Origin of the sequence: Streptomyces exfoliatus (genome assembly GCF_000725545.1) — a bacterium.
Classification (GTDB): Bacteria; Actinomycetota; Actinomycetes; order Streptomycetales; family Streptomycetaceae; genus Streptomyces; species Streptomyces exfoliatus.
This window is the reverse complement of the sequence record NZ_JNZP01000012.1, coordinates 35,860-62,230: the sequence shown is the minus strand read 5'-3', so window position 1 is coordinate 62,230 and position 26,371 is coordinate 35,860. Positions and strand designations below refer to the sequence as shown.

The window sequence follows — 26,371 nt, the reverse complement described above, 5'->3', positions numbered from 1 at the left end:
GCCTGGTCCGTGCTCATCGGGCCTCCCTCGCCGTCGATGTCGATGCGGATGCCGATGTGGATGCCGATGTGGATGTGGCTGCTGACGCCGATGCTCCGGTGGAGGACAGCGCACCGGTCCGCCCGCTCGCGACGATCAGCGTCGCGAGCGCCGTGACGAGGGTCGCCTGGTACGACCTCCGGAAGAACTCCACGGGCGTCGCGTCCCCGGGGGCGCGCTTGCCGACGGACCGTCCCGGGATCGCGCCGCCCGGCGACTGCGCCTCGGCGAGCATCCGTACACCGGCCGCCCCCGAGGACGTGGCCAGCGGATCCGCGCCCAGGCAGTACTGGGCGAGGACGAGCTTGCCGACGAGATCCCACTCGCCGAGGCCCACACAGTGGTCCGTGAGCCGTTCCACGACACGGAGCGCCTGCCCACGGGCCTGCTCCGTCAGACCGGGATCGCGCAGGCCGAAGTCGCTGAGGTAGAAGACGGTGTGCGTGACCACGCACACGTCGAGGTCTGCCACGGGCAGTGTGCCGGCGCGGGCCGGCAGGCTCGCCGCGTACAGCTCCGGGTACGAGGCGAACCGGTGGTCCGCGCCCGCGAGATCGGCGTAGAACCTGGCCTCCAGATGGAGGTACGGGGGCTTTCGGCGCGGCTCCAGGTAGCCGTCGGCCTTCAGGCGGGCCAGTACCGCGCGGGGCGCGCCGGTGACGGCCCCGGCCGGAGCCAGCGCCGCGTACATCAGCTCGAACTGCCTCGCGTACCGCCGGTCGAGGGTGAGGAGGCGAGGGAAGTCCGGGCGTTCCCAGGCGCGTTCGACCACTCCGGACACCTCGTCCAGGGCCGGGTCCCCGGGGGCGATCCGTGCCCAGTGGCGGCGGAGCAGCGCGAGCTGCAGCAGGGCCTTCACCCGCGGGGTCACCGGCAGCTCGGCGTGACCGGCCGGGGAGTCGAGGTATCCGGCGTGCCGTCCGATCCACTGCCGCACACCCGCGGACAGACTCGTCACGGCCTCATCGAGGCCGGCTGATCGCGTACTCATGGTCCTCCTTCGGGGTGGTGGATGCGGATGGCCGGGCCGCCCGCTCGACGACGTCGGCCGCGAGGGCCGTGCCGTCCGGCGCGGCCAGCCGGTCGCCGAGCGCACGGGCGCGCGTGCGCAGACCGTCGTCGTGCCACGCCTCTTCGATGAGCGGCGACAGGCCCACGGACGGGGTGTTCGGTACGCGCACGGCCACGCCGGCCCGTACGCAGGCGCCGGTGAGCAGCGGCTGCTCGGAGCCGTTGGGCGAGAGCGCGAGGGGCCGGCCGCGCAGCAGGGCGGCGAGGACGGGGGCGGAGGTGCCGTTTGCCAGCACAAGGCCCGCCAGGTCGACGAGCGGTCCCATCCACGGCTTGCGGACCAGCATGATGTCGGCGCCCGGGGCGGGCCGCGGCTCGGTGGACCGGCCCTGCTCCACCACGGCCTGGAAACGGCCGCCGGTGAACGCCTCGTTCAGCCGGGGCCACAGGCTGTCGCCCCCGAAGAAGCGGCCCAGGTGGACGTAGACGACGGGCTTCCCCGACCGCGCCAGGTGCTCCGTGACCGCCTCGGTCTCCGCCCGCTCGGGCGTCGGTTCCCAGGCCAGCGGACCCACGTGCCGCACCCGCTCGGGGAGTCGCGCGCCCGGGTACTCCAGCGCGGGATCCCCGCGGAGCAGCAGCGCGTCACCGAGGAGCGGGTCGTCCGCCCACCGGGGGGCGCGCCCCGCGAGGCCGACCTCCTCCCGCGTGGCGGCGTGGAGCCCCCGGCAGTCGAGGGTCCGGCTCCTGCGGGTCCTGCCCAGGTGCGGTTCGTCGTCGCCGCCCGACCGGTAGTCCCACAGGTGCGCCGCGAGTCCGATCACCACGACCGGAACGTCCAGCGTCTCGGCGGCGAGCAGGGGGCCGTTGCACAGCACGGAGGTGACGAGCAGGTCGGCACCCGTCTCCCGGGCCGCGCGCAGCGTCGCCCGGTACTGCGCAGGACCGGTCTGCCCCCACCACGTGGCGGAGAACGCCCGGCGCCCACCCAGCTCCTCGGCCGTCACCAGCGGCAGTCCGGCCTCGGCCACGACGGGCGCGACGGAGGCCCGGGCCAGGACGCTGACCTGATGGCCGCGCCGGCGCAGCTCCCGTCCGGTCGCGAGGGCGGGGTAGAGGTAACCGCCGTCGCTGAGCGGGCAGAGCAGGATCTTCACGACGGCGTGCTCCCTCGGGCGTGGATGGTCGACACGGGCCTCGGGTGGACACCGGATGTCCGGCGACGGGGTGTCCGTCGATCGGCTGTCCGGCGGTCGGCGCCCGAGGTGGCCGCGGGCCACCCGGTCCCTGGCACGATGTGCCGAGAACCGGATGGCCCGCGCGGTGCTTCAGAACTCGATGACCTCGGTCAGGAGAGGTCGCTGGAGTTGTTGACGATGCAGCCGGCCTCGGCCTCCTCGTCCTCGCTGTGGGCGACGACCTCGATGTCCTCGTCCTCGGTCGGCTTCGGGTTCGTGTTCTCGGGCATGTTCGTCCTCCTCTGTCGGCGGCGTCGCTGCGCCGGCTGGGAATGAACGTACGGACGCCCGGTATGGGAACGCCTGGGCGATGGTTCGACGCCGGTAAACGGCGACCACAGGGACGCGGAACGACCACGGAACCCGGGCCGCGCGCTCCTTCACGCGCCCCCGCCCGCCCCTCGTACCGGCGTCCACACCCGCCCGGACGAGGGAGTTAACCGGAAACCAGGCGTTCCCGAACCGGAAGTCTGCCGCCCCGGTCCACGATCCGAGCGACGCACGGCGCCACGCAACGCGCCACGCACCGCGCGGCGTACGGGCGGCGTACGAAGCACGGAGGAGGAGCCATGGATCTTGCGGAGCTCATCGGCCTGCGGCCGGTGCCCTGCGGCGGCCTCCTGATGACGCTCACCCGTCGCTGCCCCCTCAGCTGCGCGCACTGCTCCACCGACTCCTCCATGGCGGCGTACGAACGGCCCGACCCGGAGCATCTGCTCCGCTTCGTCGGCTCGTTCGGTACGGAGGACCGCCCGGAGGTCGTCATGCTCACCGGCGGCGAACCGCTGCTGCTGCCCGAGCTGGTCGTCCGCCTGGCCGGACGCGCGCACGAGGCGGGTTCACGGGTGGCGCTGCTCAGCGGGATGTTCTTCGCCCGCGACGAACGCGTCCCCGACCGCATCATGCGGGCCATCACGGCCCTCGACCACTTCTCGGCGAGTCTCGACGTCCACCACGAGCGCGAGGTCCCCCGCGCGGCGGTGCTGCGTACCCTCCGGACCGTGCTCGACGCCGGTGTTCCCGTCAGCATCCATCTCACCGGCACGGGCGCCGACGACCCCTACCTGGCGGACGCGGTCGCGGACGTACGCCGCGCCTTCGCGGCGGAGGTGCCCATGCTGGTCAACGAGATCCGGCCGCTCGGCCGCGCCGCGGGACTCGTCCGGCCGACACCACCCGGACCCGACGGCGACGTGGCGACACCGTGCGCCCTCGCCGCCTGGCCGGTGGTCGCCTTCGACGGGACCGTGGCCGCCTGCTGCAACCAGTGGACGGTGGACCGCCGCCCCGTTCCCCCACACCTGCGGCTCGGACACATCGCCCACGACGACTGGCCGGCCGTCCGCGAGCGTTCCCTCGGCTCCCCGGTGCTGCGGATGCTGCGCGCCGTCGGCCCCCGGCGGCTGCACTCCCGCTACGGGACCGCGCCCGCCCCGGCCGGCTACTGCCGCAGCTGCCACGCGCTCGGCGACCGCCCGGAGGTCCTCGCCGGCGTGGCCCGCGACGCCTCGGGCCGGGTCGGGGAACTCCTCGACCGGCTCGGCGCGGAGCAGCAGCGCGCCGCGGGACCGGCCGCCCTGGTACGTCGTCTGGGCTGCGCCCCCTACGCGCACCTGGTCGAATCGCCTTCCGCAGAGGAGCAGAGCCGCCGATGAACCCGCCCGCGTCCCTCGCGCTCAGGACCACGCTCACGCCCACCACCCCCGTTCTCAGGGCCGCCGTCGCGTCCCTCTGGCGACCGGACGGACTGCGGCGCAGGTATCCCCGCTACCTGGCGGCGATGCACACGCTCGTACGGGCATCGGTGCCGCTCCTCGAAAGGACCGCCGCGCGGTGCGCCGAACTGGAAGGTCCGGCGGCGCGGCGCCTCGCGGCGTACTGCGTCCGTCACGCCGAGGAGGAGCGCGGCCACGACCTCTGGCTGCTCGACGACCTGGCCGCCGCCGGTGCCCGGCCGGACGCCGTGCCGCACCCCGTCGCCGTCGAACTCGCGGGCGCACAGTACTACCGGACCGAGCACGAGCACCCCGTCACCCTGCTCGGCTACATCGCCGTCCTGGAGGGCAACGCCCCCGGGCCGCGGCTCGCCGACCGTCTCGCGGCGACCACCGGGCTTCCCGAGGGCGCGTTCCGCACGCTCAGGGCACACGCGGAACTCGACGGCGGCCACCTCGACGACCTCTTCGGGGTCCTCGACGAACTCCCGCTGACCCCGGTCCTTCGGACAGCCGTCTCCGTCAGCGCGCTGCACACGGCGAACCTGCTCACCCGGCTCTTCCTCTCCCTCGCCGCCGACCCCGGAGGACAACCGTGACCGACGACCCCGCACCGTACGACGCGCCTGCTCCGTACGACGACCCCGGTGCGTACGACCCCACCGCCCCCGGAAGCGACACCCCGTCCCCCGGTTCCCCGCCGGAGCCCACGCTCGACGCACTCGTCGCCGCGGGCTTCGACGTGGACGCGCTCAGCGAGGAGCAGCACGAGGTCCTGCGCACGCTGACCCCCGAGGAACTGGCCCTGCTCGTCGACATCAGGGGCCGTCTCGACGCGGCGGCCCCCGAGGTACAGGCCCACGCCGACGTGGCGGGTGGCGCCCTCTTCTGACCCCGGCCGCCCCACCGTCCCGCGCCCACCGGAGGAACCCATGACCTGCGCCTCGTGCCGGAGCGCACTGCCGCCCGGCGCCCGGTTCTGCCCCTCCTGCGGCAGCCCGAGCGCCCCGGGGCCGGTCATGGCGAGACCGACCGGCCGCAAGGTGGTGACCGTCCTCTTCTGCGACCTGGTGGGCTCCACGGCCCTCTCGGGCGCCCTGGACGCGGAGACCCTGCGCTCGGTGACCCTCCGCTGGTTCGACCTGATGCGGCTGCGGATCGAGGAGCAGGGCGGCACCGTGGAGAAGTTCATCGGGGACGCCGTCATGGCCGTCTTCGGCGTGCCGACCGTCCGGGAGGACGACGCCCGCCGGGCGCTCGCCGCCGCCCTCGCCATGCGGGAGGCCCTCGCCGGGCTCAACACCCGACTCGAGCAGGCCGTCGGCGTCCACCTGGACATGCGCATCGGCGTCAACACCGGGCAGGCGGTCACGGGTTCGGCCACACCGCGTCAGGCCATGGTCTCCGGTGAGGTCGTGAACGTCGCCGCCCGCCTCGAACAGAACGCCGCCGCCGGGGAGATCCTCATCGGCCCCGACACCCTCGCGGCCGCCGGTCCCGGCGTACGGACGACGGAGACCGGCCCGCTGCTCCTGAAGGGCAAGAGCGACCGGGTCGCCGCCCATCGGCTGCTCGGCCTCGACGAGGAGGACGGTCCGGAGGCGCTCCGCCGCTTCGATCTCGGATTCGTCGGCCGGTCCCGTGAACTGGCCCTGATCGACGAGGCGTTGGAGGGGGTGGTGCGCAGCCGGCGGGCCGGACGTCTGGTGGTCGGCGGAGAGGCGGGCCAGGGCAAGACCAGGCTCGTACGCGAGTGGCTCCACCGGACGGCGGCCGCGCCCGCTCCGGCGGAATCCGGGGATGACCCCGCGACCGCGGTCCCGGCCGTCCGTCCGTGGCATGGTGTGGGCCGCTGCCGGGCCCGTGGCGAGCAGCCCAGCCTCGGACCGCTCGCGGACGCCGTCGCGGACCTCCTCAGGACGGGCGGCACGGTCATTCCCTCGCCCGAACTGGACATGCTCCACCGGGGTCTGCTCCTCGACGGGACGCCCAACCCGTCACCGGCCGACACCTTCGCGGCGCTCGCCAAGGTCCTCGCCGAACTGTCCGACGCGCGTCCCGTCGTGCTGGTCGTCGACGACTGCCAGTGGGCCGCCCAGCCGTTCTTCGACGCCCTCGACCGGCTGCTGCGCGCCCTCACCGACGCGGCCGTCCTGGTCGTCCTCCTCGGCCGCCCCCAACTGTTCGACCAGCGCCCCGAACTGCTTGCGGACGCCGTGCCGCTCGGCGGGCTCACCGACGCCGAGGCACAGCTCCTCGCGGCCGAACTCACCGGCGTCACGGCGGACGGCGGACCGCTCGGCCCCGCCGTACTTGCCCGGGTGGGCGGAAACCCGCTGCACCTGGAACAACTGCTCGTCGCCGGGGACCCGGTGGACGCCGACAGCGTCCCGCTCCCGCTCCAGGCCCTGATCGGCGCCCGCATCGACGCCCTCGACCCGCCGGAACAGCTCGTCCTGGGGCTCGCGTCCGTACTGGGCGGCGACTTCACCGCCGACGAACTCGCGGCGCTCGCCGGACCTCCCACGGAGGAGTGGGACGGGGCCGAGGTGCGGTCGACGCTGCGCCGACTGGTCCGGCACCGGCTGCTCAGGCCGGACGGCGAGGCGTTCCGCTTCGCCGGAGGCCTGATCCAGGAGGTCGTCCACGCCAGCCAGTCCAAGCAGGACCGGGCCGACCGGCACGAACGCGCGTCCCGCCTCGACTCGGTCCGCGCGCGGGGCAGTGCCGCGGTCGGCGCCCACCTGGAACAGGCGTACCGCTACCGGGCCGAGCTGGGCGCCCAGGACCCGTACACCGACGGGCTGCGCCGAAGCGCCGCCGACACGCTCGCCGAGGCCGGTCGTCTCGCACTCGCCCACGCCGACCCCGTCTGGGCGGCGGACCTGCTGACCAGGGCCACGGCCCGGTACGCGCCGGGCGAGCCGGGCAGCACGGCGGCGCGTCGGCGGCTCGGTCAGACGCTCCTCGACCTGGGGCGCGGCGCGGAAGGCAGGACGCTGCTCGAAGAGGTCCTCGCGGAGGCCCCCTCGGACGCCGGGGGCGCCCTGGAGGCTGCACACGCCCGCCTGGCCCTGGCCTCCGTAGGCCGGACGGCGGGAACGGCGGATACGGCGGGAACGGATGGATCGGGGTCGGCCGGCAAGGGAGCCCCCAGGGCGGCCGGAGCGGCCCCGCGAGCGTCGGCCCCCGGAGCGGCACTCCGAGGGGCCGACGAGACGGCCGCCGAGGCCGCCGGCGCGACCCTGCCGGTCTTCGCGGCGGCCGGTGACGACCTCGGCCAGGCCAGGGCCTGCCTGCGGCTCGCCCAGCGCGCCCAGGAACAGGGCCGGCACCGGGCGGCGGAGCGGCTGCTCGACCGCGCGCTCGACCACGCGGTCCGCGCGGACGCCGAGCCCGAGCGGGCGGCGGCCCTCGGCGCGATGGGGGTGTCGCTCTGGCGCGGCCCCCAGCCGGTCCCGGACGCCGTCGCCCGCTGTCGCGCACTCCTCGCCGACCAGGGCACGGGCCGCCGGGCCGTTCGCCTGACGCTCAACTGTCCGCTGGCCGTGCTGCTCGCCCTCCACGACGACCGCGACGGGGCCCTGGCCTGCCTCGCGGAGGCGGAGCACCTCGCGAAGCGGCTCGGCTATGCCGAAGCCGACGCCTTCCTGCCGCTCTTCGCCGCGACCGTGGCCGACGTGGGCGGCCGTCACGAGGAGGCCCTCCTGAACCTGGAACGGGCCGCCGCCGCCGCGCGGAAACTCGGCGCCACGGCGCTGTTGCGCAGCGCCCGGCTGGATGCCGCCCGCATCCGGCTCGACCTCGGCGACCGGCGGACCGCCCACGAGGTCCTCGCCGACCTGCTCGGAACCGGAGGCGAACCGGTCCCGCCGCACGCCGGACCGCCCCTGGCCCGTGTCGAACCGGTCCCGTCCCGTGTCGAACCGGTCCCGTCCCGTGCCGAACCGGTCCCGGCCCGCGCCGAGTCCGCCGACCTCGACGGGCTGCGCGCGCGGCTGGCCGCGGCGCGGGGGCAGGACGCGGCCGCCACCCGGCTGGCCGCGAGGGCGCTCGGCACCGCCGGCCGCACCGACTCGCCGATCGTCCAGGGCCTCGCCGCCCTCGACGCGGCCCGCACGGCCCTCCTGCTCGGTCGCCCGGCCGAGGCGGCCGACGCTGCGGCGCGGGCCCGCCGCCACTTCGCGGCCAAGGGCCATCTGCCAGCCGTACGGCTGGCGGAGGCCACGGCCGCACAGTGCCGTCGCCGCCCGCCGGGACAGGGGCCCGCCGCCGGACGGGCCACCGGAGCCGGAGAGGAGGCACCGCGATGACCACCGTGCGGCGACCGGCGCCCGGACTCACCTGGGGCCTGCGAGGGCGCGGCCCCGACGACGTACCCGTGGACGCGGACGGTCCGCCGTCCCCGCCCGAGGGGGGCCTCCTCGGCGGTACGGGACAGGGCATCCGCGTCTGTGTGGTCGACTCGGGCGTCGAACGCGACCACCCCATGGTCGGCCCGGTCGCCCGGTCGTGGCGCGTCCTCAAGGACGAGGACGGCGTGCGCGTGGAGGAGACGGAGGAGGGGGACGCCTGCGGTCACGGCACCGCCTGCGCCGGCATCATCCGCCGCACCGCGCCCGACTGCGAACTGTCCAGCGTCCGGGTCCTCGGCGAGCGGTTCTCCGGCAGCGGGGACGTCCTTCTCGAAGGGATCAGGTGGGCCGTCCGCCAGCGGTTCGACGTGATCAACCTGAGCCTGTCCACCAGCAGCGACCGCTTCGTGGAGCAGCTGCGCCGACTGGCCGACGAGGCCTACTTCCAGCAGACCGTGATCGTCGCCTCGGCCCACAACACGCACGTGGAGAGCTTCCCCTGGCGCTTCTCCTCGGTGATCTCGGTGGGCAGCCACCAGGAGGACGACCCGGACCTCCACCTGTACAACCCCGAGCCGCCGGTGGAGTTCTTCGCCCCCGGCCAGCGGGTCCGCGTCGCGTGGCTCGGAGGCACGTCGATCCGCAGCTCGGGCAACAGCTTCGCCACCCCGTTCATCGCGGGGCTGTGCGCCCGGATCCTGTCGAGCCACCCCCGGCTGACGCCGTTCCAGCTGAAGAACGCCCTGTACCTGTCCGCAGCCAACGTCCGTGTCCACGGAAGCCGGTAACGACCGGCGCCGGAAGGGAACCCCCATGGCCCAGCCGATCGCCCCCTTCGCGTCCGCGGCACCCCAGCCGGATCCGGCCATGGAGGAGCTCCTGCAGTCGGTGGTCGACACCGCACGCGCCATCTTCGGCGCCCAGGCGAGCTCCATCCTGCTCCTGGAGACCGAGAAGGACGAACTCGTCTTCGAGGCCGTCTCCGGGCAGGGACAGGACTTCCTGGTCGGCCGGCGGTTCCCGGCCGGCCGGGGCATCGCCGGCTGGGTCGCCGCCTCGGGCGAGCCGATGGTGGTGGACGACCTGCACGACAGCACGTCCTTCGACCGGGACATCGCCCGATCCACCGGCTACGTTCCGGACGCGCTGATGGCCGCCCCCCTCGTCCACGGGGACCGGGTCCTCGGGGTCCTGGAGGTGCTGGATCCCTCTCCGCAGGCCAGGTCCAGCCTGACGGAGCTCGACCTGCTGTGCCTCTTCGCCCGGCAGGCCGCCGTCGCCCTGAACGTCCTGACCACCCACACGCGCCGCGCGCCGGCCCCCGACGCCTCCCCCGACCCCTCGCGCACGGAACTCCTCCGGCTCCTCTCCGAAGCCCGCCGCCTCCTCGGGGAGTGAGAGAGCGGCGGGGGCGGGGGGTCAGGTCGGCAGGTTCTGTTCCGCCCAGACCACCTTGCCGGTCACCGTGCGGCAGGAGCCCCATCGGCGGCACAGCATGTTGATGAGCTGGAGCCCGCGACCGCCCTCGTCGCTGAGGTCCGCGTGCTGGATCTGGGGCAGGTCCGGGCCCGTGTCCGAGACCTCCACGACGAGGCGCTCGCCGCGCAGCAGCCGGAGCTCGCCGGGACCGTTGCCGTAGCGCAGGGCGTTGCCGACGAGTTCCGAGACGACGAGTTCGCACACGTCGGCGAGCTCGGCCAGGTCCCAGGCGGCGAGCTGCTCCGTGACCAGGCCACGGGCGACGGACGCGGCGCGCCCCTCCTGCGGCAGCTGCCACACCCGCAGGTCGGCCGGTGTACCGGAGGCGGTCGTCGCGGTGAGGAGCACCGCCTCGTCGAACCGGGCGGAGCCGGCCGGGGCGCGGGCGACCAGGCCGCCGTCTTCGAGGGTCCCGGGTTCCAGGTCGCGCGCCGCCGTGCGCAGCAGGTCGAGCTGGTGGTCCAGGTCCGCGTGCCGCGACTTGATGAGGCCGTCCGTGTACATGACCAGGTGGCCGCCCGTCGGAACCCTGAGGCGGACCGGGTCGTACGGGATGACTCCCGCGCCGAGCGGCGCGCCGGTCGGCACGTCCACGAAGTCGGCGGAGCCCCGCCCGTCGAGCAGGAGCGGGGGCAGGTGGCCGGCACTGGCCAGGGTGTACGTGGAGTCGACCGGGTCGTAGACGGCGCACAGGCAGGTCGCGACCTGTTCGTCCTCCAGATCGCGGGTGGCCAGGTCGAGCCGGGCGAGCACCCGCTCCGGGGCCATGTCGAGGGTCATCAGGGTACGGGCGACCGCCCGCAGGCGCCCCATGGTCGCGGCGGCGGGCAGACCGTGCCCCATCACGTCGCCCACCATCAGGGCCGTACGACCGCTGGGCAGGGCCATGACGTCGTACCAGTCGCCGCCCACGCCGTGGTGGGCGGTGGAGGGCGCGTACTCGGGGTGCACCAGAAGCCCGGGCGTCACCGGGGTGGCCCGCGGCAGCAGACTGCGCTGCAACGAGACCACGTGCGCGCGCTCGCGCCCGTACAGCCGGGCGTTGTCGATGAAGACGGCGGCCTGGGAGGCCAGCTGTTCCGCGAGCGCGAGGTCGGTGGAGGAGAACGGCGGGCTGCCGGGACCGCGGACGAAGTCGGCGCTGCCGAGCAGCAGCCCGCGGGCGATCAGCGGCACCGCGAGGTAGCTGTGCACCCCGGCGGCCCGCATCTTCGCCGCGGCGCTCTCGGTCGGCGCCACCTTGATGAAGTCGTCGTCGCGGATCCTGCTGACGAGGACGGGCCTGCCCTGCCGGAGGCAGTACCGGTGGAGGAGCGTCTCGTGCTGCTGCTCGCCGCGGAGGAACGTCTCTCCCAGCGGTGTGGGCTCCAGGGAGGACAGCGACTCGACGGCGCTCAGCGCGGCCGCCCGCATCAGGGGGACGCCCGAGCCGGTCCAGCGGGCGCCCTCCTCGCCCCTCAGGACGCTCTCCAGGATGTCCACGGCGGCTCCGTCGGCGAAGCCGGGCACGGTGAAATCGGCCAGCTCCTGAGCGGTGCGTTCCAGGTTCAGGCTCGTGCCGATCCTGGAGCCGGCGGAACTCAGCCAGGCGAGCCGGCCCCGGGCGGAGAGCCGGTCGAGGGAGACCCCGCCGGTACTCCGCCCGAGCCGGCCGCGGTTTCCGGCCGACCGTTGCGCCGCGACGCTCCGGCCGGCGGAGGCCCGGCTGGTCAGACGCCGCCTCCGGCTGCCGCCGTTCACTCTTTCGGCCTCCAGACAGGAACTCGACGCTCTTTGGTGCACAGCATGCACCGGAAGCGGCCGCAGTGCACGAGGCATGCGGAAGACGAGCCGCCGCTCGTGCGCCTCCCGGGGGCCTGTTCCCCGTCGGCAGTGCCGCGGAACGCCCAGGACAGCAGGCCCGCAGACCGAGGCGTCACCGTGGGTAGCGGTGCGTGCGCGCCGACGAGGTTCAACGGAGGCGGAACACCGGGCCGCGGGGCGTGAACGGCAGTGAGGCGCCCTCCGGGACGAGGTAGGCGTGCTCGGGCCGTACGCGGAGCGTGTCGCAGGCGCCGTCCGTGATGATCAGCACCGGCGCCGTCGCCGGGAAGTCGTCCGCGCGGCGGAGCAGGTCCAGGCCCGGCTGGAGAACCGTGCCGCCGCGGCCGTGCACCCGGACCCTCCCGGCGATCTCCGTCGGCGGAAGGTAGCCGGCGTCGTACGCGGCGGCGTCGCAGAACACCACCCGCGCGGCCGGGACGTCGCGCGCCTCGGCGTACGAGGCGATGGCACCGAGCGCCTTGCCGAGCAGCGCCGCGTTCATGGACCCCGAGGTGTCCAGGACGACGCCGAAGGTGCAGCGGGCGACCTCCTCGGGCGGGAAGTACCGTCCGGCACGCGGGATGTCGGGGGTGGACGCCTGGCGGCGGGCCGGCCGCGCGTAGCTCCGCACCGGCTCGGGGCGGGGCACGAACTCGTCGAACCAGCGGGCCAGCCGGGCGTCCCAGGGCACCGGCGGGTGGGCGAGCGCCCTGATCTCCTGGACGAGCCCGGCCGGCAGCACCCCGCGCTCACCACTGACATGCAGGTCGAGCCCTTGGGCCAGGCCGCGCCGGTAGAACTCGTCGAGGTCGACCGAGTCACGGCGCACGCCGCCGAGCGGCTCGCCGAGGATGTCCCCGGTGCCCTTGCCCCTCAGCGTGGCCAGGCGCCTCATGCGCCGGACGTCGGTCGCGATCCGGTCGTACACCTCCTCCGTCGACAGGCCCGTCAGGCCGGGGTCGTACAGGAGCCCTTCGGGCATGGTGCCGACCCGCATCTCGACCAGCCAGCCGTTGACGACGTAGTCGGCGGCGACGTTGAAGAGGTACGGGTCGCGGGCGCCCCGCCGGTCGCCGTGGCGCAGCGCGGCGTGCAGCATCTCGTGGGCGAGGACGAACCGCCATTCCTCGTCCTCGAAGCGGCGCAGCGGGTTGAGGTAGATCTCGCCGAGCGTCGCGTCGACGGCGGCGACGCCGATGCCGTGCGCACGGGCGAGCTCCGCGTCGGCGACGATCTTCAGACCGGCCGCGATGCCGCCGAGCAGGGGATACGAGGAGACGAACCAGCTCAGCGCCCGGTCCCAGGGCTGCCTGGGGCGCCGCTCACCGGTGAGCGTCTCGCGCCGGCCGCCCGCGACGTCCATGGCGGCGGACATGGTGCGCGTCAGGGCGTGCGCGAAGGCGAGCTGCCAGTCCGGCGGGGTGTGCCAGGTCGACCACGGCACGAGGATCTGGTCGGGGACGTCGCCTCCCGTACCGAGGTGCTCGTACGCGGGCGGGATGCCGTCCCTGCGCCAGCGGCCGGCGAGCTGCTCCTCGTCGCCGTCGGGGTAGGAGACGGGCAGGTTGTCCGGGGCGCGGCCGACGGGGAACGTGAGCAGGAAGCGGTCGACGACGGTGCAGCGGGCGGCGAGGTCGAACCGGTCGGGTTGCGGGCGGGTCTCCTTGTGGGCCGGGACGTGGCCGAAGCCGAGGTGGATCAGGCAGTGGGCGAGGGCCCTGGCCCAGTCGGCGGGTTCGGCGCGGCGGTCGGGGTGGACGTGGACCTTGCCGTTGGAGTCGACGACGGCCAGGCCGTGGCGCGGGTTGCGCGCGCAGTCTCGGGTGCGGCAGATGTCGGCGTCGAGCGCGGCGAGGGCCGGATTGCGCTGGACGATGGCCAGTCCCGCGAGGAACGCCTCGGTGGCCGCGTCAGAGCCCGCCGCCTTCCCGCGACGCGACGGCGCACCGCTCACCGGCGGGCCTCCACGAGGCGCGGCATGTCGCGGGCGGCCTCCACGAGGAACCAGGCGGGCAGCACGGGCTGACCGTCCTCGTCGTCGCGGATGACGGTCTGGGCGACCTCGACGGAGATCTCCGCCAGCTGCACGAGCAGGGACTTGGCACGGTGGGCGGTCTGCCGCAGGGCGGGCGAGATCTGGTCCTTGCCGGCGGGGAGTTCCTTGACGAGCCGGCCCCGGAAGGCGTCGGCGAGGTAGTAGAGCAGATCGCGGTCCTCGACGCGGCGGGGCCAGGACGCGTCGCCCTTGATGATGGCGTCGAGGCCGTACGCGTGCCGCACGATCTTGGCGTGACCGCAGAAGGAGACGGCGTGCCGGGGGGTGAGGGTGCCGTGCGCGATGACCTTGAGGGTCTCCTCGTCGAGCGTCGGCCCGAAGGAGTGCAGCGCGTCGGAGAGCATGTGCCAGGAGCGAGGCGTCGAGAACGGCTCCTCGGTCTTGGGCGGCTGGGACCACAGGTGGTCGGGCCGGTCGGTGACGTAGTCGACGACCCACGGATGGATGCCGTTCTCGCCCGCCCACACGAGCCAGTCCGTGGTGGAGGCGCGCAGATGGACATGGGTGAGCCGGTTGACCAGCGCGGAGGCGATGGGGCGGGCGAGCGCGTTGTCGGTGGCACGGTTGCCCGCGCCGATGACGATGGAGCCCGCGGGCAGCTCGTACGACCCGATGCGGCGGTCGAGGATCAGCGAGTAGAACGCCTTCTGCACGTCGGCGGTCGCCGCGTTGAGTTCGTCGAGGAAGAGGCAGTACGGCTCGTCCCTGGCGATGGCCTCCGGCGGGCAGAACACGGACCTGCCGTCGCGGATCTGCGGCACACCGATGAGGTCCTCGGGCGCGAGCTGGGTGCCGAGCAGACTGACGCATTCCAGGCCGAGGGACTCGGCGAAGTTCCGTACGAGGGACGACTTGCCGATCCCGGGCGCGCCCCACAGGAAGACGGGCCGGACGGTGGCGAGACCGAGCAGCAGCTCGGGGACGCGGGACGGCGTGACGGTGACGGCTGCCTGCAAGCGGAGAACTCCTGAGAACGGGTGAGGTGCCGGGGCGCGCCTCGGCTGTTCGATGTGCTCGAACAGTGTGGAGGGGGCGGACGGGACGGCGCAGCCCAATTAACCGCCGCCGGGCGGTCGGCGCCGGTCGTCCGGTCCGACACGGCGTCGTCGGCCCCGGGGAGGCTCCCCGAGGCCGACGCGGTGGTTCAGCCCGTGTGGTTCCCGGTGCCTACCAGGTGACCGTCCGGCCGCCGAATGCCGTGACGAGGCGGCCGTCCGCGGCGTAGGACCAGCTCAGGGCTCCGGCGTACGAGGAGCAGCGGGAGCCGTTCGCGCCGGACCAGAACTGGTTCGTGCCGTCGACGTCGCCGATGGTCCGGTCGTTGGTGCCGCTGGAGCTGCGGCAGGAGGTGTTGCTCCGGAACACCGAAGTGCCCGCGTCGAACGAGAAGTTGCGCTGTGCGTTGTCGATGCTGATGTTGTTGGAGATGGTCATCGAGCCCGGGTTGCTGTTGTACGTGAACCCGTGCTTGCCGTTGTGGAAGGCGATCGTCCGCCGGACCGTGTGGTTGACCGGGATGTCCTCGCCGCCGAGCTTGAAGCCGTTGCGGTCACCGGCGCCTGCCTGGGATCCGTCGCTGAGGGTCCCGTTGTCGTACGCGAGGGAGTCCTCGATGGTCACGGTCCCGATGGGTCCGGTGTCCGTCTTGGTGTACAGGTCCCAGCCGTCGTCGATGTTGTGGTGGGCCACGGCGTAGCGGAAGACGTTCCCCGAGCCGACCGTGAGCTTCGCGGCGAAGCCGTCGGCGTCCTCACCGTCGGAGTCGGCGTTGTCGTGCGACTCCGCGCTCAGGATGAGGTTGTTGGACGGCCACTGCTCGCGGGGCGTGGTGGAGGCCGCGCGGGAGAGCTGCAGCCCGGTGTCGCGGTTGAAGCGCGTCACGGTGCGCTCGATGATGTTGTTGCTTCCGCCGACGAAGATCCCGTTGTCGCCGGCGCGCTCGACGACGACCCCGTTGACGTGCCAGTACGAACCGTTCAGGGCGAGGCCGCGGTTGGCCGGGTCCTCGATCATGGCCGAGAAGTTCAGGACCGGGGTCTCGCCGGGGTAGGCGGACAGCTTCTTCAGGGCGCCGGCCGTGCCGTTATTGCCGGTGGGGACGGTGACCGTCGTGGAGTGGCGGTAGGTGCCGCCGCGCAGGTAGATCGTGCCGCCGGCCGCGACGCGGCCGATCGCCGAGGTGAGCGTCGTGGGGTCGGACTGGGTTCCGGAGGCGGTGTCGGTGCCGTTCGGCGCGACGTACAGCGCGCTGCTCGTCGGCGGCGGCGGGGTGTCGCCCGTCGTGACGTTCAGGGAGTCGACGTTGGGCAGGCCGGCGGAGGTGGTGGGGTTCAGCCGGATCGTGTTGCTGCCCGCGTTGAGCGCGACGGTCAGGGTCTTGGTGGTCCAGGTGGACCACGCGCCCGTGCTCTCGAACGACGGCGTCTGCACGGTGGACCCGTTGACGACGAGACCGGCCGGCCGCGCGGTGGTGCCGCCGTTGGCGAACCGGACGGCGAGCGTCGCCGTACCGGCGGCGGGGGCGTTCACCGTGAACTGCGCGTAGGCCCCGGTGGCGTTGGTGGCGTTGCAGAAGCCGCTGCCGGTGTAGCCGGTCCAGTCGGATTCGATGACGCCGGTGCAGACGGCGGGGGAGGACTCGGCTTCGTACAGCGTGGACGCGGCGTGGGCCGTGTTCACGGAGAGGGCGACGAGCGTGCCTGCCAGCAGGCTGACGCAGGCTGTGGCGGATCGCAGGTGCATCTGGGGGCTCCGGGGTGAGGGGAAAACGTTCCGGGGACTGGACGAGAAAGCGCTTTCATCGGACGCTAGGGGTGTTGCCGTGGACGCGTCAATGGTTGTGTACGCGACTGATGTTCAGATATCTGAACGGTTGAAGGGGGGTGCAACAGGGAACGCGGGGGCGGGTGTCGAGCGCTCGACCGGTCGCGAATCCGAGCAATTACCGCCGTGTGCAGGCGTTTTCCTCGACAGGGGGCGGACGGTCGCGTGGTTACCGCGACGCGGCGGGAGGGTCATCGTGATTGCCCAGGAGCAGATCGCCGCGATCGTGGAGCCGCCGGGGACGGCGACGGCCGGCGCGGACAGGGCCTGAGCGACGCGAGTGGCATCGGCGGCGCCGACGCGCGGCCCGGAGTCGGTATGCCGGACGAAGGGCCTCGGTGTGTCGCGCGGCGGGGTCGGTGAGTCGCGTACCTGCGACGACGCCATGACCCGCTCCGAGGGGCGGATGCGCGTCGGCACCGAGCAGGTCGAGACCGGCCGCGTACGGCTGCGCGAGTACGTCGTGACCGAAGACGTCCAGCAGACCGTCCCCGTCGGACGCGAGGGGGTCCGCGTGGAGCGCGAGCCCATCACCGGGGCGAACCGGGGTCGGGCCCTGTCCGGACCCGAGATCTCCGAGGTCGAACGCGAGGTGACCCTCCATGAGGAGCGCCCCGTCGTCGAGACCGGGGCCGTCCCCGTCGAGCGGGTCAGCCTGCGGACGGACGAGGTCGCGGAGGAAGAGGCGGTCGCCGGGCGGGTCCGCGAGGATCGGGTCGACGTCGAGGCGGAGGCGGTGGAGGGGGATGGCGAGATCGCCGAGGGCCGCGGCGGCGAAGAGGGTCGCTTCTGACCGCACGTCCGCCCCGGGGGCTTCCGGTGCGCGCGAGTCTGCGAGTCCATTGCAACCCCCGCCCTGATCGTCCATTGCATTCAGCTCCATTCTCATTGCAACGGAGTGCGAAATGATGGCGTAATGGCAGGCCAGTTGAGCCCGTTCGTCGTTGACGAAGCAGTGAACGCAATGTAGCGTCACTGGCGTTCAGCGGTTCTCGAACATCGACGAACGGGGAGACTCATGACGGGAAAGAACAGCGGCGGCTTCTCCGAAGCGGGGCTGCGCAAGGTGCGCGACGTACTGGAGCGGTACGTCGGGTCAGGGAAGATCCCGGGGGTCGTCGCGCTGGTCGGCCGGGGCGACGAGACGCACGTCGAGGCGATGGGGACGATGCGTCACGACGGTGGTGCGCCGATGCGTCGCGACACCATCTTCCGCATGGCGTCGACCTCCAAGCCGGTCTCGGTCTCCGCGGCGATGATCCTGCTCGACGAGTGCAGGCTGCGCCTCGACGACACGGTGGACGACTGGCTGCCCGAACTCGCCGATCGGCAGGTCCTGAAGCGGATCGACGGACCGCTGGACGACACCGTGCCGGCGCGGCGGCCGATCACCGTGCGGGACGTGCTGACCTCCACGTTCGGACTCGGCATGGATATGACGGCGCTTGGCACTCCGATCATGAACGCGGTCTTCGAGCAGGGGCTCACGCCCAACCTGCCCACGCCGATGCCCGAGCCCGACGAGTGGATGCGCCGGCTCGGCGCGCTGCCGCTGATGCACCAGCCCGGCGAGCGCTGGCAGTACCACCTCAGCAACGACCTCATCGGGGTGCTCGTCGCCAGGGTCACGGGTCAGTCCTTCGAGACGTTCCTGCGGGAGCGCGTCTTCGAGCCGCTGGGCATGAAGGACACCGGATTCCACGTGCCCGCCGACAAGATGGACCGGCTGCCGCCGCTCTACGCCCCCGACCCGCAGACCGGGGAGTTCCATGTGTGGGACGAGGCCGAGGGAGGCCGCCACAGCGCGCCGCCGGCGTTCCAGGGCGGCGGCGGAGGGCTGGTCTCCACCGTCGACGACTACCACGCCTACTTCCGGATGCTGCTGAACCACGGAACGCACGGCGACGAGCGGATCCTGTCCAAGCCCGCCGTCGAGCTCATGACCACCAACCGCCTCGCGCCCGAGCAGCAGGCCGCCCGGCACGCCATGGCCGTCGACAACGTCCACATCTCCTTCGGCCAGGGCCAGCACGGCGGCTGGGGCTTCGGGATGGCGGTGCGCACCTACCGCGGCGACTACGCGCCCCTCGGCCAGTTCGGCTGGGACGGCGGAAGCGGAACCTCCACCTATGCCGACCCCGAGAACCAGCTCACCGGCATCCTGCTCACCCAGGTCGGGACGTCCGTCCCCGACCCGGCGCGGCTCTTCCACGACTTCTGGACCACGGTCTACCAGTCGCTCGACGACTGACGCCGGGCAGCGGGCCCCGCTGACGACTGACGCCGGGCAGCGGGCCCCGCTGACGACTGACGCCGGGCAGCTGGCCCCGGGCGCTCAGAAGATCCTGTGCTCCGTCCAGAACGGGCCGAGGTCCTCCGTCGTCGCCGCCTGTGCCGCGCGCGTGAAGTCCGCGGTGGTGGCGACGCCCAGCCAGTGGTCGCGCACGTACCCCCGCAGCATGGCCGTCATCGCCGGGCCGCCCAGGACGCGTTCCAGGTCGTGCAGGGCGCAGGCGCCGCGCATGTAGACGGCGCGGACGTACTCCGAACGGCGGCCGTCCGCGTAGGAGGCCGGGGAGTGGGTCAGGGCGGCCGTGGCGCTGGGCCATTCCCCCTGGTCCTCCCAGCAGGTGGCGGTGGGCTCCCCGTAGTACAGCTGGTTCGCGTACTGGGCGAAGGACTCGTCCAGTCAGGGCGAGGCGAACCGGTCGTTCCCCACGATGCCGTAGAACCACTGGTGGGCCACCTCATGGACGACGGCCGACCCCTCCGGTTCGGTCCACAGCAGGACGGGCTCGTTCCGGGGCCCTCACCTCAGGACCCGGTCCCCCTCTCCACACTGTCGCGCGCCTGGTAGCCACCGGCCTGGAGCGTGAACATCTCCGCGTAGAGGCCGCCGAGGGCCATGAGTGCGGTGTGCGATCCCGACTCCACGACCCGGCCCTTGTCGAAGACGTAGACGCGGTCGCAGTCGACGACGCTGGCGAGCCGGTGCGAGATGAGCACCGTGATCTGGTCCTCCCGCAGCCGGCCGCGCAGCACCGCCTCGTAGACGGCGTGTTCCGACGGCGGGTCCATGCTCGCGGTCGGCTCGTCGAGGAGGAGGAGCGAGGCGTTCTTGTACAGGCCGCGCGCCACCGCGACCTTGGCCCACTGCCCGCCGGACAGCTCCTGGCCGCCGCGGAACCGCTTGGACAGCAGCGCCTCCCACTGCCCGGGGAGCCCCGCGAGGACCTGATCGGCGCCGGCGGCGCGTACGGCCGCCATCGCCCGCTCCGGGTCGGCCTCCGTCAGGCTGCCGGTGGACACGGTCACGTTGGACAGGGCGCTGAACGGGAAACGGACGGGGTCCTGGAGGACGCAGGCGACCTGTCGCTGCAGGGACCGGCTGTCCATGGTCCGGACGTCGACGCCGTCCCAGCACATCCGCCCTTCCTGCACGTCGTGCAGGCCGGCCAGGACCTTGGCGCAGGTGCTCTTGCCCCCGCCGTTGAGACCGACGAAGGCGACGGTCTCGCCCGCGGTGAGCGTCATCGACACCCCGTCGAGCGCGGGGGTGTCCTTTCCCGCGTAGGTGAAGGACACGTCCTCCAGGGTGATCGTCTTCACTCGCTCCGGGGCGTGCAGGTCCGCGGTCCGCTGCTGGAGGCCGCGGCAGCGCTGCTGTACGGCGAGGAGGTCGTCGACCCACATCGCGTGCTCGTACACGAGGTGCGCGGTCTCGACGAGCCGGGTGAGGGCCGCCTGTCCGGCCTGGATCGCGAGCACCGCGCCGGCCCCGGCGGCCAGCGGGAGCCAGCCCGCGATCAGCATGGCGCCCAGGGCGAAGTACGTGACGCCGGTGCCGATCCCGCCGACCCCGCGGCCCGCCAGGTTGAGCACGGCGGCCTGCACCCCGAGTCGGGTGTCCTCCTCGGAGATCCGGGTGATCAGACGCCGGTGCTCGTCCAGGAGCGCGGCCTGCGCGGTGTCGGAGCGGAGTTCGGCGGCGGCGTCCTGGTCGAGGAGCAGCCACGAGAAGACCCGGACGCGGCGCTGGAGCGCGTTCCACCGCTTGAAGGAGTGGAAGCGCGCCCGCGCGCTGCGGACGGCCGCCATGCCGACGGGCAGCACGGACAGGAGGAGCAGCGGCAGCAGGGCGGGGTGCAGGACGCCGAGGACGCCGGCGGTGCCGGCGAGGCCGAGGGCGGAGGAGGCGAGGGAGACGACCTGTCCGACGATCTGCCGTGCGTAGAACAGCCCCCGGTCGTTGGCGCGGTAGACCTCGTCGTGCCAGTCGGCGTCCTCGACCGCCTCCAGCCTCACGTGCGCGGTGAGATGGAAGAACTCGGTCTCCAGGGCGGTGCGGATCTTGGGTGTCACCCGGGCCTGCGCCACCGCGACCGCCGCCTCGAGGAGGGCTCGGCCGGCGATGAACCCGACCACGAGCAGGATCTGCGGGACGGCGGCGCGCACCCGGTCCGGGGTCGGGCCCTGGGCGAACAGCTCCCGCAGCACCGCGACCGAGGCGATGAGACCGAAGGCGCTCATGGCTGCCGACCCCAGCTGGCACGCGACGACGGCCGCTGTCGCCCGCCTGTCGGCGCGCCAGGCGAGCCGTCCGATGCTCGCGGTGATCCGCGGCAGCCGCACCAGGACCTGCCGGACGGTCGCCCGCGCGGCGGCACCGTCATGGACGGACCAGTACGCCTCCTCCATCTCCTCGGTCATGTCCCCGTCCTGCGCACCGACGGGAAGGGTCCGGGGCGGCGGGGCGAGCGAGGCGGCCCGCGGGCCGGGAACGGTGCTTCCGGAAGCCGGGCCGTCGGCGTACTCGCTCATGCCGCCCACCTCCCGCCGAGGGCGGCGGACAGGGGTCCGCACGGCTGCCGCCGTTCGAATCCGGAGACGCACGAGAAGGGAAGGGGTACGGGATGCACGGAGGCCTCCGAAGGAGCTCGATGGGTACGTGTGTGCTCTCAAACGGGCCTCGCCTTCACCCGTTACGGGGCGTCGGGGAGCAGATCCGGGGTGAATGTTCGAATGTGCGCCGCAGGGCGGACGCGCCTTGAGGAGTACCGCCGGAGGCCCTCTCGAACGGCGCTCTCACCCTTCAGGGGACTTGCGGGCGGTGTGGCCGACGGCTGTGAGGGTCCACGCATGGTCGAGATGATCGAATCGCTCATATGTTCGGTTTATCGTCTACGCTGGAACCATGACCGCAGTACGACCGGACGTCCCCGGCTTCCAGGGCTCCCTCTTCGACCAGGGCTCCGACATCGGACCCGGCCCCATGGGCGCCGTCCGGCGCACCGAGCTGGGTCGCGGCGCCTGGGTCGATCACCTGCCCGGCTGGTTCCACGGCGCCGACGCCCTCTTCGAGGAGCTCGTCGCCGGGGTCCCCTGGCGGGCCGAGGAGCGCACGATGTACGAGAACGTCGTGGCCGTGCCGAGGCTCCTCGCGCACTACGGGGAAGGTGCCCCGCTCCCGCACCCCGCGCTCGACGAGGCCCGTGACGCCCTCGGTGCGCACTACGCCGCCGAGCTCGGCGAGCCATTCGCCACGGCGGGGCTCTGTCTCTACCGCGACGGGCGCGACAGCGTCGCCTGGCACGGCGACCGCACCGGCCGCTCGGCCACCCGCGACACCATGGTCGCGATCCTGGCCCTCGGTGACCCGCGTGACCTCGTCTTCCGCCCGCGTGGTGGCGGCCCCGTGGCTCTCCGTCTTCCCTCCGGCCACGGCGACCTCCTCGTCATGGGCGGGTCCTGCCAGCGCACCTGGGAGCACGCCGTCCCGAAGTCGGCCCGTGCCGTCGGTCCGCGCGTCAGCGTGCAGTTCCGCCCGCGCGGAGTGCGCTGAACCGTCGAGCGGTCAGGAGAGGGAGCGCCAGGCCTCGTTCAGGGCCGCCCGGAACGCGGCGGTCTCTTCGGCGTCCATGCCGGCGGTCATGCGTTCCTCGATGTGGCGGGCCGGCTCGGCGTACTCGGCGAGCAGTCGCCGCCCGGGGTCGGCGAGCAGGATGAGGCGCTCACGGCGGTTGGCGGGGTTGGGCTCGCGGCGGATCAGGCCACGGCTCTCCAGGGCGCGGACCATGTCGGCCATCGACTGGGCGGTGACGAAGGAGTCGCGGGCGAGCTGGGCCGCGGAGATGCCGTCGTGCCGTTCGAGCACCGTCAGGGCGGTGTACTGCAGCGCCGTGACCCCGGCGGGCTTGAGCAGCTCCTCCAGGCGTGCGCGGACCACCAGTTCCGTCCTCTTGATCAGGTAGAGCAGTGACGTGCCCACTTCGTCCTCCCGTCGTGACCGCCCGCGCGGGCGGCAGCCGTCCCATCCTAGGTCATTGACAGGAATCCTGGCGATTGCCCAGACTGGCGTTCATCAGGATTCCTGTCGATCCCGGCTGTGGCCGGGATCTCCGGCATCCCCTCCTCCACTCCCTCACGAGAGGCACCCCTCATGGACCTTCAGGGCAAGGTCGCCGTCGTCACCGGCAGCGGCCGCGGTCTCGGACTCGCATACGCCCAGGCCCTCGCCACCGCGGGCGCCGCCGTCGTCGTCAACGACGTCGACAAGGACACGGTCGACGCCGCCGTCACCTCGATCACGACCCGGGGCGGCTCGGCGACCGGCGTCGTCGCGGCCGTGGGCGACAGCGAGGCGGCCCAGCGGCTCGTCGACGCGGCCGTCGGAGAGTTCGGGCGCCTGGACGTACTCGTCACCAACGCCGGCATCCTGCGCGACCGCGTGCTGTGGAAGATGACCGACGACGACTTCGACGACGTCGTCCGCGTCCACCTGCGCGGCACGTTCACCTGCGCCCGCGCCGCCGCCGTCCGCATGCGCGAGCAGGGCACCGGCGGCCGGCTCGTCCTGATCTCCTCGCCCGCGGGCCAGCGCGGCAACTTCGGCCAGACCAACTACGCCGCCGCCAAGGCCGGCATCGTCGCCATGGCCCGCACCTGGGCGATGGAACTCGGCCGCGCCGGCATCACCGTCAACGCCGTCGTGCCCGTCGCCGCCACCGAGATGACCAGGAGCATCCCGGCGTTCGCCCCGCTCATCGAGAAGTCCGAGCGCACCGGGGAGCCCCTCCCTGACCGGCTGCGCAAGGACGAGGGCCTCGGGACCGTCGAGGACGTCGCAGGCCTGATCACCTTCCTGGCCTCGGACGCCTCCGCCGGAGTGACCGGGCAGGCCATCGGCATCGGCGGCGACCGGCTGGCCCTGTGGGCGCACCCCAAGGAGAAGGCGGTCGCCTTCGCCGACGGCGGCTGGAGCGCCGACGCGATCACCGCCGCGTGGCGGGACGGTGTCGGCGCCGAGCCCGAGACCTACGGCATCCCCGCGCCCCAGGCCCCGGAGGCGTGAGATGACCGACCGTGCCTACCGGAGCGCACTCGACCTCGACGCGCTGACCGCCATCGACATGCACACCCACGCCGAGGTCTCCAAGGACGGCCACGGGGCCCTCAGCCCCGAACTGCTCGGCGCCTCCGAGGCGTACTTCAAGGCCCACGGCCACCGGCAGCCGACCATCGACGAGACGGCCGCGCACTACCGCGAACGCCGCATGGCGGCCGTCGTCTTCACCGTCGACGCCGAACACGCCACCGGCCACCCGCGGATCCACAACGAGGAGATCGCCGAGAGCTGCGCCGCCCACGCCGACGTCCTGATCCCGTTCGCGAGCGTCGACCCGCACAAGGGCCGGGCGGGAGTCCGCGAGGCCCGGCGCCTCGTGGAGGAGTACGGGGTGCGCGGATTCAAGTTCCACCCCAGCGTCCAGGCCTTCTCCCCGAACGACCGCCTCGCCTACCCGCTGTACGAGGCCATCGAGGAACTCGGCGTACCCGCCCTCTTCCACACCGGCCAGACCGGCATCGGCGCCGGCGTCCCGGGCGGCGGCGGCATCCGGCTGACGTACTCGAACCCCATGGCGGTCGACGACGTCGCCGTCGACTTCCCCGAACTGAGGATCGTCCTCGCCCACCCGTCCTTCCCCTGGCAGGACGAGGCCCTCGCGGTGGCCACCCACAAACCGTACGTGTACATCGACCTGTCCGGCTGGTCGCCCAGGTACTTCCCGCCGCAACTCGTGCGCTACGCGAACACCCTGCTCAAGGACAAGGTCCTCTTCGGCTCCGACTACCCGGTCATCACCCCCGACCGGTGGCTCGCCGACTTCGAGGCGCTCGACATCAAACCCGAGGTCCGGCCGAAGATCCTCAAGGAGAACGCCGCCCGCCTCCTCGGTCTGTCCGGCGACGCGGAGAACTCCCCGTGCTGAACCAGGGCATCGGCTCCTGGCCGGCGCGCCGGGCCCGCAGGACACCCGACCGGACCGCCGTCGTCCACGAAGACCGCGCCCTGACCTACCGCGAGCTCCACCGGCGCGTCCTGCGGCTCGCCCACGCCCTGCGCGCCCTCGGCGTGACGAGCGGCGACCGGGTCGCCTACCTGGGACCCAACCACCCGGCCTTCCTGGAGACGCTGTTCGCCGCGGGAGCGCTCGGCGCGGTCTTCGTCCCGCTCAACACCCGCCTCACCGCCCCGGAACTGGCGTACAACCTCGCCGACTCCGGCAGCGTCGTCCTCGTCCACGCCCCCGAGCAGGGCGAGGCCGCCCGCGCCGCCACCGACCAGGCCGGGGTGCGCCACCGGATCGCGCTCGAAGGACCCGGCGACGGCGCTCCCGGGTACGAGGAACTGCTCGCCGGTGCCCCCGACGAGCCCCTGGACGTGGCCGTGGCCCCCGAGGACCCGTGCATGATCATGTACACCTCCGGGACCACGGGCCGCCCCAAGGGAGCCGTCCTCTCCCACGCCAACATCGTCTGGAACAGCGTCAACGTCCTCGTCGACACCGACCTCACCGCCGACGAGGTCACCCTCGTCGCGGCCCCGCTGTTCCACACCGCCGGCCTCAACATGACCTGCCTGCCCACCCTGCTCAAGGGCGGCCGGGTGATCCTGCTCGCCGCCTTCGACGCCGACCGGGTCCTCGACCTCGTCGAACGCCGCCGCGTCACGTACATGTTCGGCGTCCCCACCATGTACGACGCGATGGCCGCCCGGCCCCGCTGGGCGGGCACCGACCTCTCCAGCCTGCGCACCCTCAACTGCGGCGGCGCTCCGGTCCCGGCCCGCACCATCGCCGCGTACGTCGACCGCGGCCTCGCCTTCAGCCAGGGCTACGGCATGACCGAGGCGTCCCCCGGCATCCTCTTCCTCGACCGGGAGCAGACCACGGCCAAGGCCGGCTCCGCCGGCGTCCCGCACTTCTTCACCGACACCCGCGTCGTCCTGCCCGACGGCGCAGACGCCGCGCCCGGCGAACGCGGCGAGATCCTCGTCCACGGCCCCCACGTCATGACCGGCTACTGGAACCTGCCCGAGGACACCGCGGCCGCCTTCACCGACGACGGCTGGCTGCGCACCGGGGACATCGCCAGGACCGACACCGACGGATACGCCTACCTCGTCGACCGGGTCAAGGACATGTTCGTCTCCGGCGGCGAGAACGTCTATCCGGCCGAGGTCGAGGACGCGCTCCTCGGCCACCCCGACGTCGCCGAATGCGCGGTCATCGGCGTCCCCCACCCCGTGTGGGGCGAGGTCGGCCGTGCCGTCGTCGTCCTCGAACCCGGCGCCCCGGCGACCCAGGACGACCTCCTCGGCCATCTGCGGGGCCGGCTAGCCAAATACAAGATCCCCAGGTCCGTCGTCCTCACGGACCGACTGCCCCGAACGGCCACCGGAAAGATCATCAAGCCCGCCGTGCGCGAGGCGTTCTCGACAGGGCCCGTCGAACACCCTTACCCGTAAAGGCGTTTCGAGCAGCACCCTCCCGCAGCCCGCGCCATCGAAAG

At 73.1% G+C, this 26,371-nt stretch carries 21 protein-coding genes; 12 read left to right on the top strand and 9 right to left on the bottom strand.

The genetic code is table 11. The features are described 5' to 3' along the window. Nucleotides 1–13 precede the first annotated feature (13 nt). Together IO20_RS0114580 and IO20_RS0114575 are read right to left on the bottom strand one after the other, a co-directional pair. Complete coding sequence (locus tag IO20_RS0114580) at nt 14–1,030, bottom strand: DUF6895 family protein (protein WP_245684952.1); 1,017 nt, start codon at nt 1,028–1,030, stop codon at nt 14–16. After that, nucleotides 1,002–2,207, bottom strand: coding sequence for a glycosyltransferase (locus IO20_RS0114575; RefSeq protein WP_030545280.1), 1,206 nt, complete (start codon nt 2,205–2,207; stop codon nt 1,002–1,004). Before IO20_RS0114575 ends, IO20_RS0114580 begins: the two co-directional genes overlap by 29 nt. 650 nt (nt 2,208–2,857) lie before the next feature. Between IO20_RS0114575 and IO20_RS0114565 the strand changes: the two genes are divergently transcribed. The 6 genes from IO20_RS0114565 (at nt 2,858) to IO20_RS0114540 (ending at nt 9,756) form a co-directional block, all read left to right on the top strand. Further along, nucleotides 2,858–3,943, top strand: coding sequence for a radical SAM protein (locus tag IO20_RS0114565; protein ID WP_030545278.1), 1,086 nt, complete (start codon nt 2,858–2,860; stop codon nt 3,941–3,943). Next, complete coding sequence (locus IO20_RS0114560; protein ID WP_030545276.1) at nt 3,940–4,602, top strand: iron-containing redox enzyme family protein; 663 nt, start codon at nt 3,940–3,942, stop codon at nt 4,600–4,602. Before IO20_RS0114565 ends, IO20_RS0114560 begins: the two co-directional genes overlap by 4 nt. After that, nucleotides 4,599–4,895, top strand: a complete 297-nt coding sequence (locus tag IO20_RS42340) for an aroma-sacti cluster domain-containing protein (protein WP_030545274.1) — start codon at nt 4,599–4,601, stop codon at nt 4,893–4,895. The genes IO20_RS0114560 and IO20_RS42340 overlap by 4 nt, the downstream gene beginning before the upstream one ends. Nucleotides 4,896–5,022: 127 nt before the next feature. Next, nucleotides 5,023–8,316: an adenylate/guanylate cyclase domain-containing protein gene (locus IO20_RS0114550; protein ID WP_169749490.1), complete on the top strand. Its 3,294-nt coding sequence runs from the start codon at nt 5,023–5,025 to the stop codon at nt 8,314–8,316. Continuing rightward, nucleotides 8,313–9,146, top strand: a complete 834-nt coding sequence (locus IO20_RS0114545) for a S8 family peptidase (protein ID WP_030545270.1) — start codon at nt 8,313–8,315, stop codon at nt 9,144–9,146. Before IO20_RS0114550 ends, IO20_RS0114545 begins: the two co-directional genes overlap by 4 nt. A gap of 25 nt (nt 9,147–9,171) precedes the next feature. Then, nucleotides 9,172–9,756, top strand: coding sequence for a GAF domain-containing protein (locus tag IO20_RS0114540; RefSeq protein ID WP_030545268.1), 585 nt, complete (start codon nt 9,172–9,174; stop codon nt 9,754–9,756). Between the two features lie 21 nt (nt 9,757–9,777). Here IO20_RS0114540 and IO20_RS0114535 read toward each other — a convergent pair whose 3' ends face one another. From IO20_RS0114535 to IO20_RS0114520, 4 genes are all read right to left on the bottom strand, one after another. Then, nucleotides 9,778–11,577, bottom strand: a complete 1,800-nt coding sequence (locus tag IO20_RS0114535; protein WP_037635488.1) for an ATP-binding SpoIIE family protein phosphatase — start codon at nt 11,575–11,577, stop codon at nt 9,778–9,780. Between the two features lie 211 nt (nt 11,578–11,788). Beyond that, nucleotides 11,789–13,594 carry a vWA domain-containing protein gene (locus tag IO20_RS0114530; RefSeq protein WP_030545265.1) on the bottom strand — a complete coding sequence of 602 codons (1,806 nt, stop codon included), beginning with the start codon at nt 13,592–13,594 and terminating at the stop codon, nt 11,789–11,791. Then, nucleotides 13,591–14,652 (bottom strand): ATP-binding protein, encoded by a 1,062-nt coding sequence (locus IO20_RS0114525; protein ID WP_030545263.1) that lies wholly within the window; start codon nt 14,650–14,652, stop codon nt 13,591–13,593. The genes IO20_RS0114530 and IO20_RS0114525 overlap by 4 nt, the downstream gene beginning before the upstream one ends. Before the next feature lie 211 nt (nt 14,653–14,863). Next, nucleotides 14,864–16,438, bottom strand: a complete 1,575-nt coding sequence (locus IO20_RS0114520) for a right-handed parallel beta-helix repeat-containing protein (protein ID WP_030545260.1) — start codon at nt 16,436–16,438, stop codon at nt 14,864–14,866. A gap of 466 nt (nt 16,439–16,904) precedes the next feature. Here IO20_RS0114520 and IO20_RS36565 point away from each other — a divergent pair, with 466 nt between their 5' ends. Together IO20_RS36565 and IO20_RS0114510 are read left to right on the top strand one after the other, a co-directional pair. Further along, nucleotides 16,905–17,312 (top strand): DUF2382 domain-containing protein, encoded by a 408-nt coding sequence (locus IO20_RS36565; protein WP_078945790.1) that lies wholly within the window; start codon nt 16,905–16,907, stop codon nt 17,310–17,312. Nucleotides 17,313–17,537: 225 nt separating this feature from the next. Beyond that, on the top strand, nt 17,538–18,770 hold the full coding sequence (locus tag IO20_RS0114510) for a serine hydrolase domain-containing protein (protein WP_030545254.1): 1,233 nt from the start codon (nt 17,538–17,540) through the stop codon (nt 18,768–18,770). A gap of 84 nt (nt 18,771–18,854) precedes the next feature. Here the strand turns inward: IO20_RS0114510 and IO20_RS42160 are convergent, their stop codons facing one another. After that, the gene (locus IO20_RS42160) at nt 18,855–19,043 is read right to left on the bottom strand and encodes a hypothetical protein (protein ID WP_030545252.1); all 189 of its coding nucleotides are present in this window, start codon (nt 19,041–19,043) and stop codon (nt 18,855–18,857) included. 290 nt (nt 19,044–19,333) lie between these two features. After that, entirely contained in the window at nt 19,334–21,340 is a 2,007-nt protein-coding gene (locus tag IO20_RS0114500) for an ATP-binding cassette domain-containing protein (RefSeq protein ID WP_030545250.1), read from the bottom strand. A 373-nt stretch (nt 21,341–21,713) separates the two neighbouring features. On the opposite strand from IO20_RS0114500, the gene IO20_RS0114495 reads away from it, so the two are divergent. Continuing rightward, nucleotides 21,714–22,361: an alpha-ketoglutarate-dependent dioxygenase AlkB gene (locus IO20_RS0114495; protein WP_030545248.1), complete on the top strand. Its 648-nt coding sequence runs from the start codon at nt 21,714–21,716 to the stop codon at nt 22,359–22,361. Between the two features lie 12 nt (nt 22,362–22,373). Here IO20_RS0114495 and IO20_RS0114490 read toward each other — a convergent pair whose 3' ends face one another. Beyond that, a complete protein-coding gene (locus tag IO20_RS0114490) occupies nt 22,374–22,787 on the bottom strand; it encodes a MarR family winged helix-turn-helix transcriptional regulator (RefSeq protein ID WP_030545246.1) in 414 nt (137 codons plus the stop codon). Nucleotides 22,788–22,958: 171 nt separating this feature from the next. Here IO20_RS0114490 and IO20_RS0114485 point away from each other — a divergent pair, with 171 nt between their 5' ends. From IO20_RS0114485 to IO20_RS0114475, 3 genes are read left to right on the top strand one after another with little or no spacing between them, the layout of a single operon-like run. Then, nucleotides 22,959–23,870: an SDR family NAD(P)-dependent oxidoreductase gene (locus IO20_RS0114485; RefSeq protein ID WP_030545244.1), complete on the top strand. Its 912-nt coding sequence runs from the start codon at nt 22,959–22,961 to the stop codon at nt 23,868–23,870. A 1-nt stretch (nt 23,871) separates the two neighbouring features. Then, on the top strand, nt 23,872–24,789 hold the full coding sequence (locus tag IO20_RS0114480; RefSeq protein WP_030545242.1) for an amidohydrolase family protein: 918 nt from the start codon (nt 23,872–23,874) through the stop codon (nt 24,787–24,789). Beyond that, nucleotides 24,783–26,327 (top strand): acyl-CoA synthetase, encoded by a 1,545-nt coding sequence (locus IO20_RS0114475; protein ID WP_030545240.1) that lies wholly within the window; start codon nt 24,783–24,785, stop codon nt 26,325–26,327. Before IO20_RS0114480 ends, IO20_RS0114475 begins: the two co-directional genes overlap by 7 nt. The last annotated feature ends 44 nt before the right edge of the window (nt 26,328–26,371 follow it).

Bases quoted from the DNA above. Each gene is read 5' to 3' on its own strand.
- IO20_RS0114500 (WP_030545250.1), bottom strand. From the start codon at position 21,340: ATGAGCGAGTACGCCGACGGCCCGGCTTCCGGAAGCACCGTTCCCGGC.
- IO20_RS0114485 (WP_030545244.1), top strand. From the start codon at position 22,959: ATGGACCTTCAGGGCAAGGTCGCCGTCGTCACCGGCAGCGGCCGCGGT.
- IO20_RS0114550 (WP_169749490.1), top strand. From the start codon at position 5,023: ATGGCGAGACCGACCGGCCGCAAGGTGGTGACCGTCCTCTTCTGCGAC.
- IO20_RS0114580 (WP_245684952.1), bottom strand. From the start codon at position 1,030: ATGAGTACGCGATCAGCCGGCCTCGATGAGGCCGTGACGAGTCTGTCC.
- IO20_RS0114545 (WP_030545270.1), top strand. From the start codon at position 8,313: ATGACCACCGTGCGGCGACCGGCGCCCGGACTCACCTGGGGCCTGCGA.
- IO20_RS0114560 (WP_030545276.1), top strand. From the start codon at position 3,940: ATGAACCCGCCCGCGTCCCTCGCGCTCAGGACCACGCTCACGCCCACC.
- IO20_RS0114520 (WP_030545260.1), bottom strand. From the start codon at position 16,438: ATGCACCTGCGATCCGCCACAGCCTGCGTCAGCCTGCTGGCAGGCACG.
- IO20_RS0114495 (WP_030545248.1), top strand. From the start codon at position 21,714: ATGACCGCAGTACGACCGGACGTCCCCGGCTTCCAGGGCTCCCTCTTC.
- IO20_RS36565 (WP_078945790.1), top strand. From the start codon at position 16,905: ATGACCCGCTCCGAGGGGCGGATGCGCGTCGGCACCGAGCAGGTCGAG.
- IO20_RS0114565 (WP_030545278.1), top strand. From the start codon at position 2,858: ATGGATCTTGCGGAGCTCATCGGCCTGCGGCCGGTGCCCTGCGGCGGC.
- IO20_RS0114480 (WP_030545242.1), top strand. From the start codon at position 23,872: ATGACCGACCGTGCCTACCGGAGCGCACTCGACCTCGACGCGCTGACC.
- IO20_RS42160 (WP_030545252.1), bottom strand. From the start codon at position 19,043: ATGCGCGGCGCCTGCGCCCTGCACGACCTGGAACGCGTCCTGGGCGGC.
- IO20_RS0114540 (WP_030545268.1), top strand. From the start codon at position 9,172: ATGGCCCAGCCGATCGCCCCCTTCGCGTCCGCGGCACCCCAGCCGGAT.
- IO20_RS0114510 (WP_030545254.1), top strand. From the start codon at position 17,538: ATGACGGGAAAGAACAGCGGCGGCTTCTCCGAAGCGGGGCTGCGCAAG.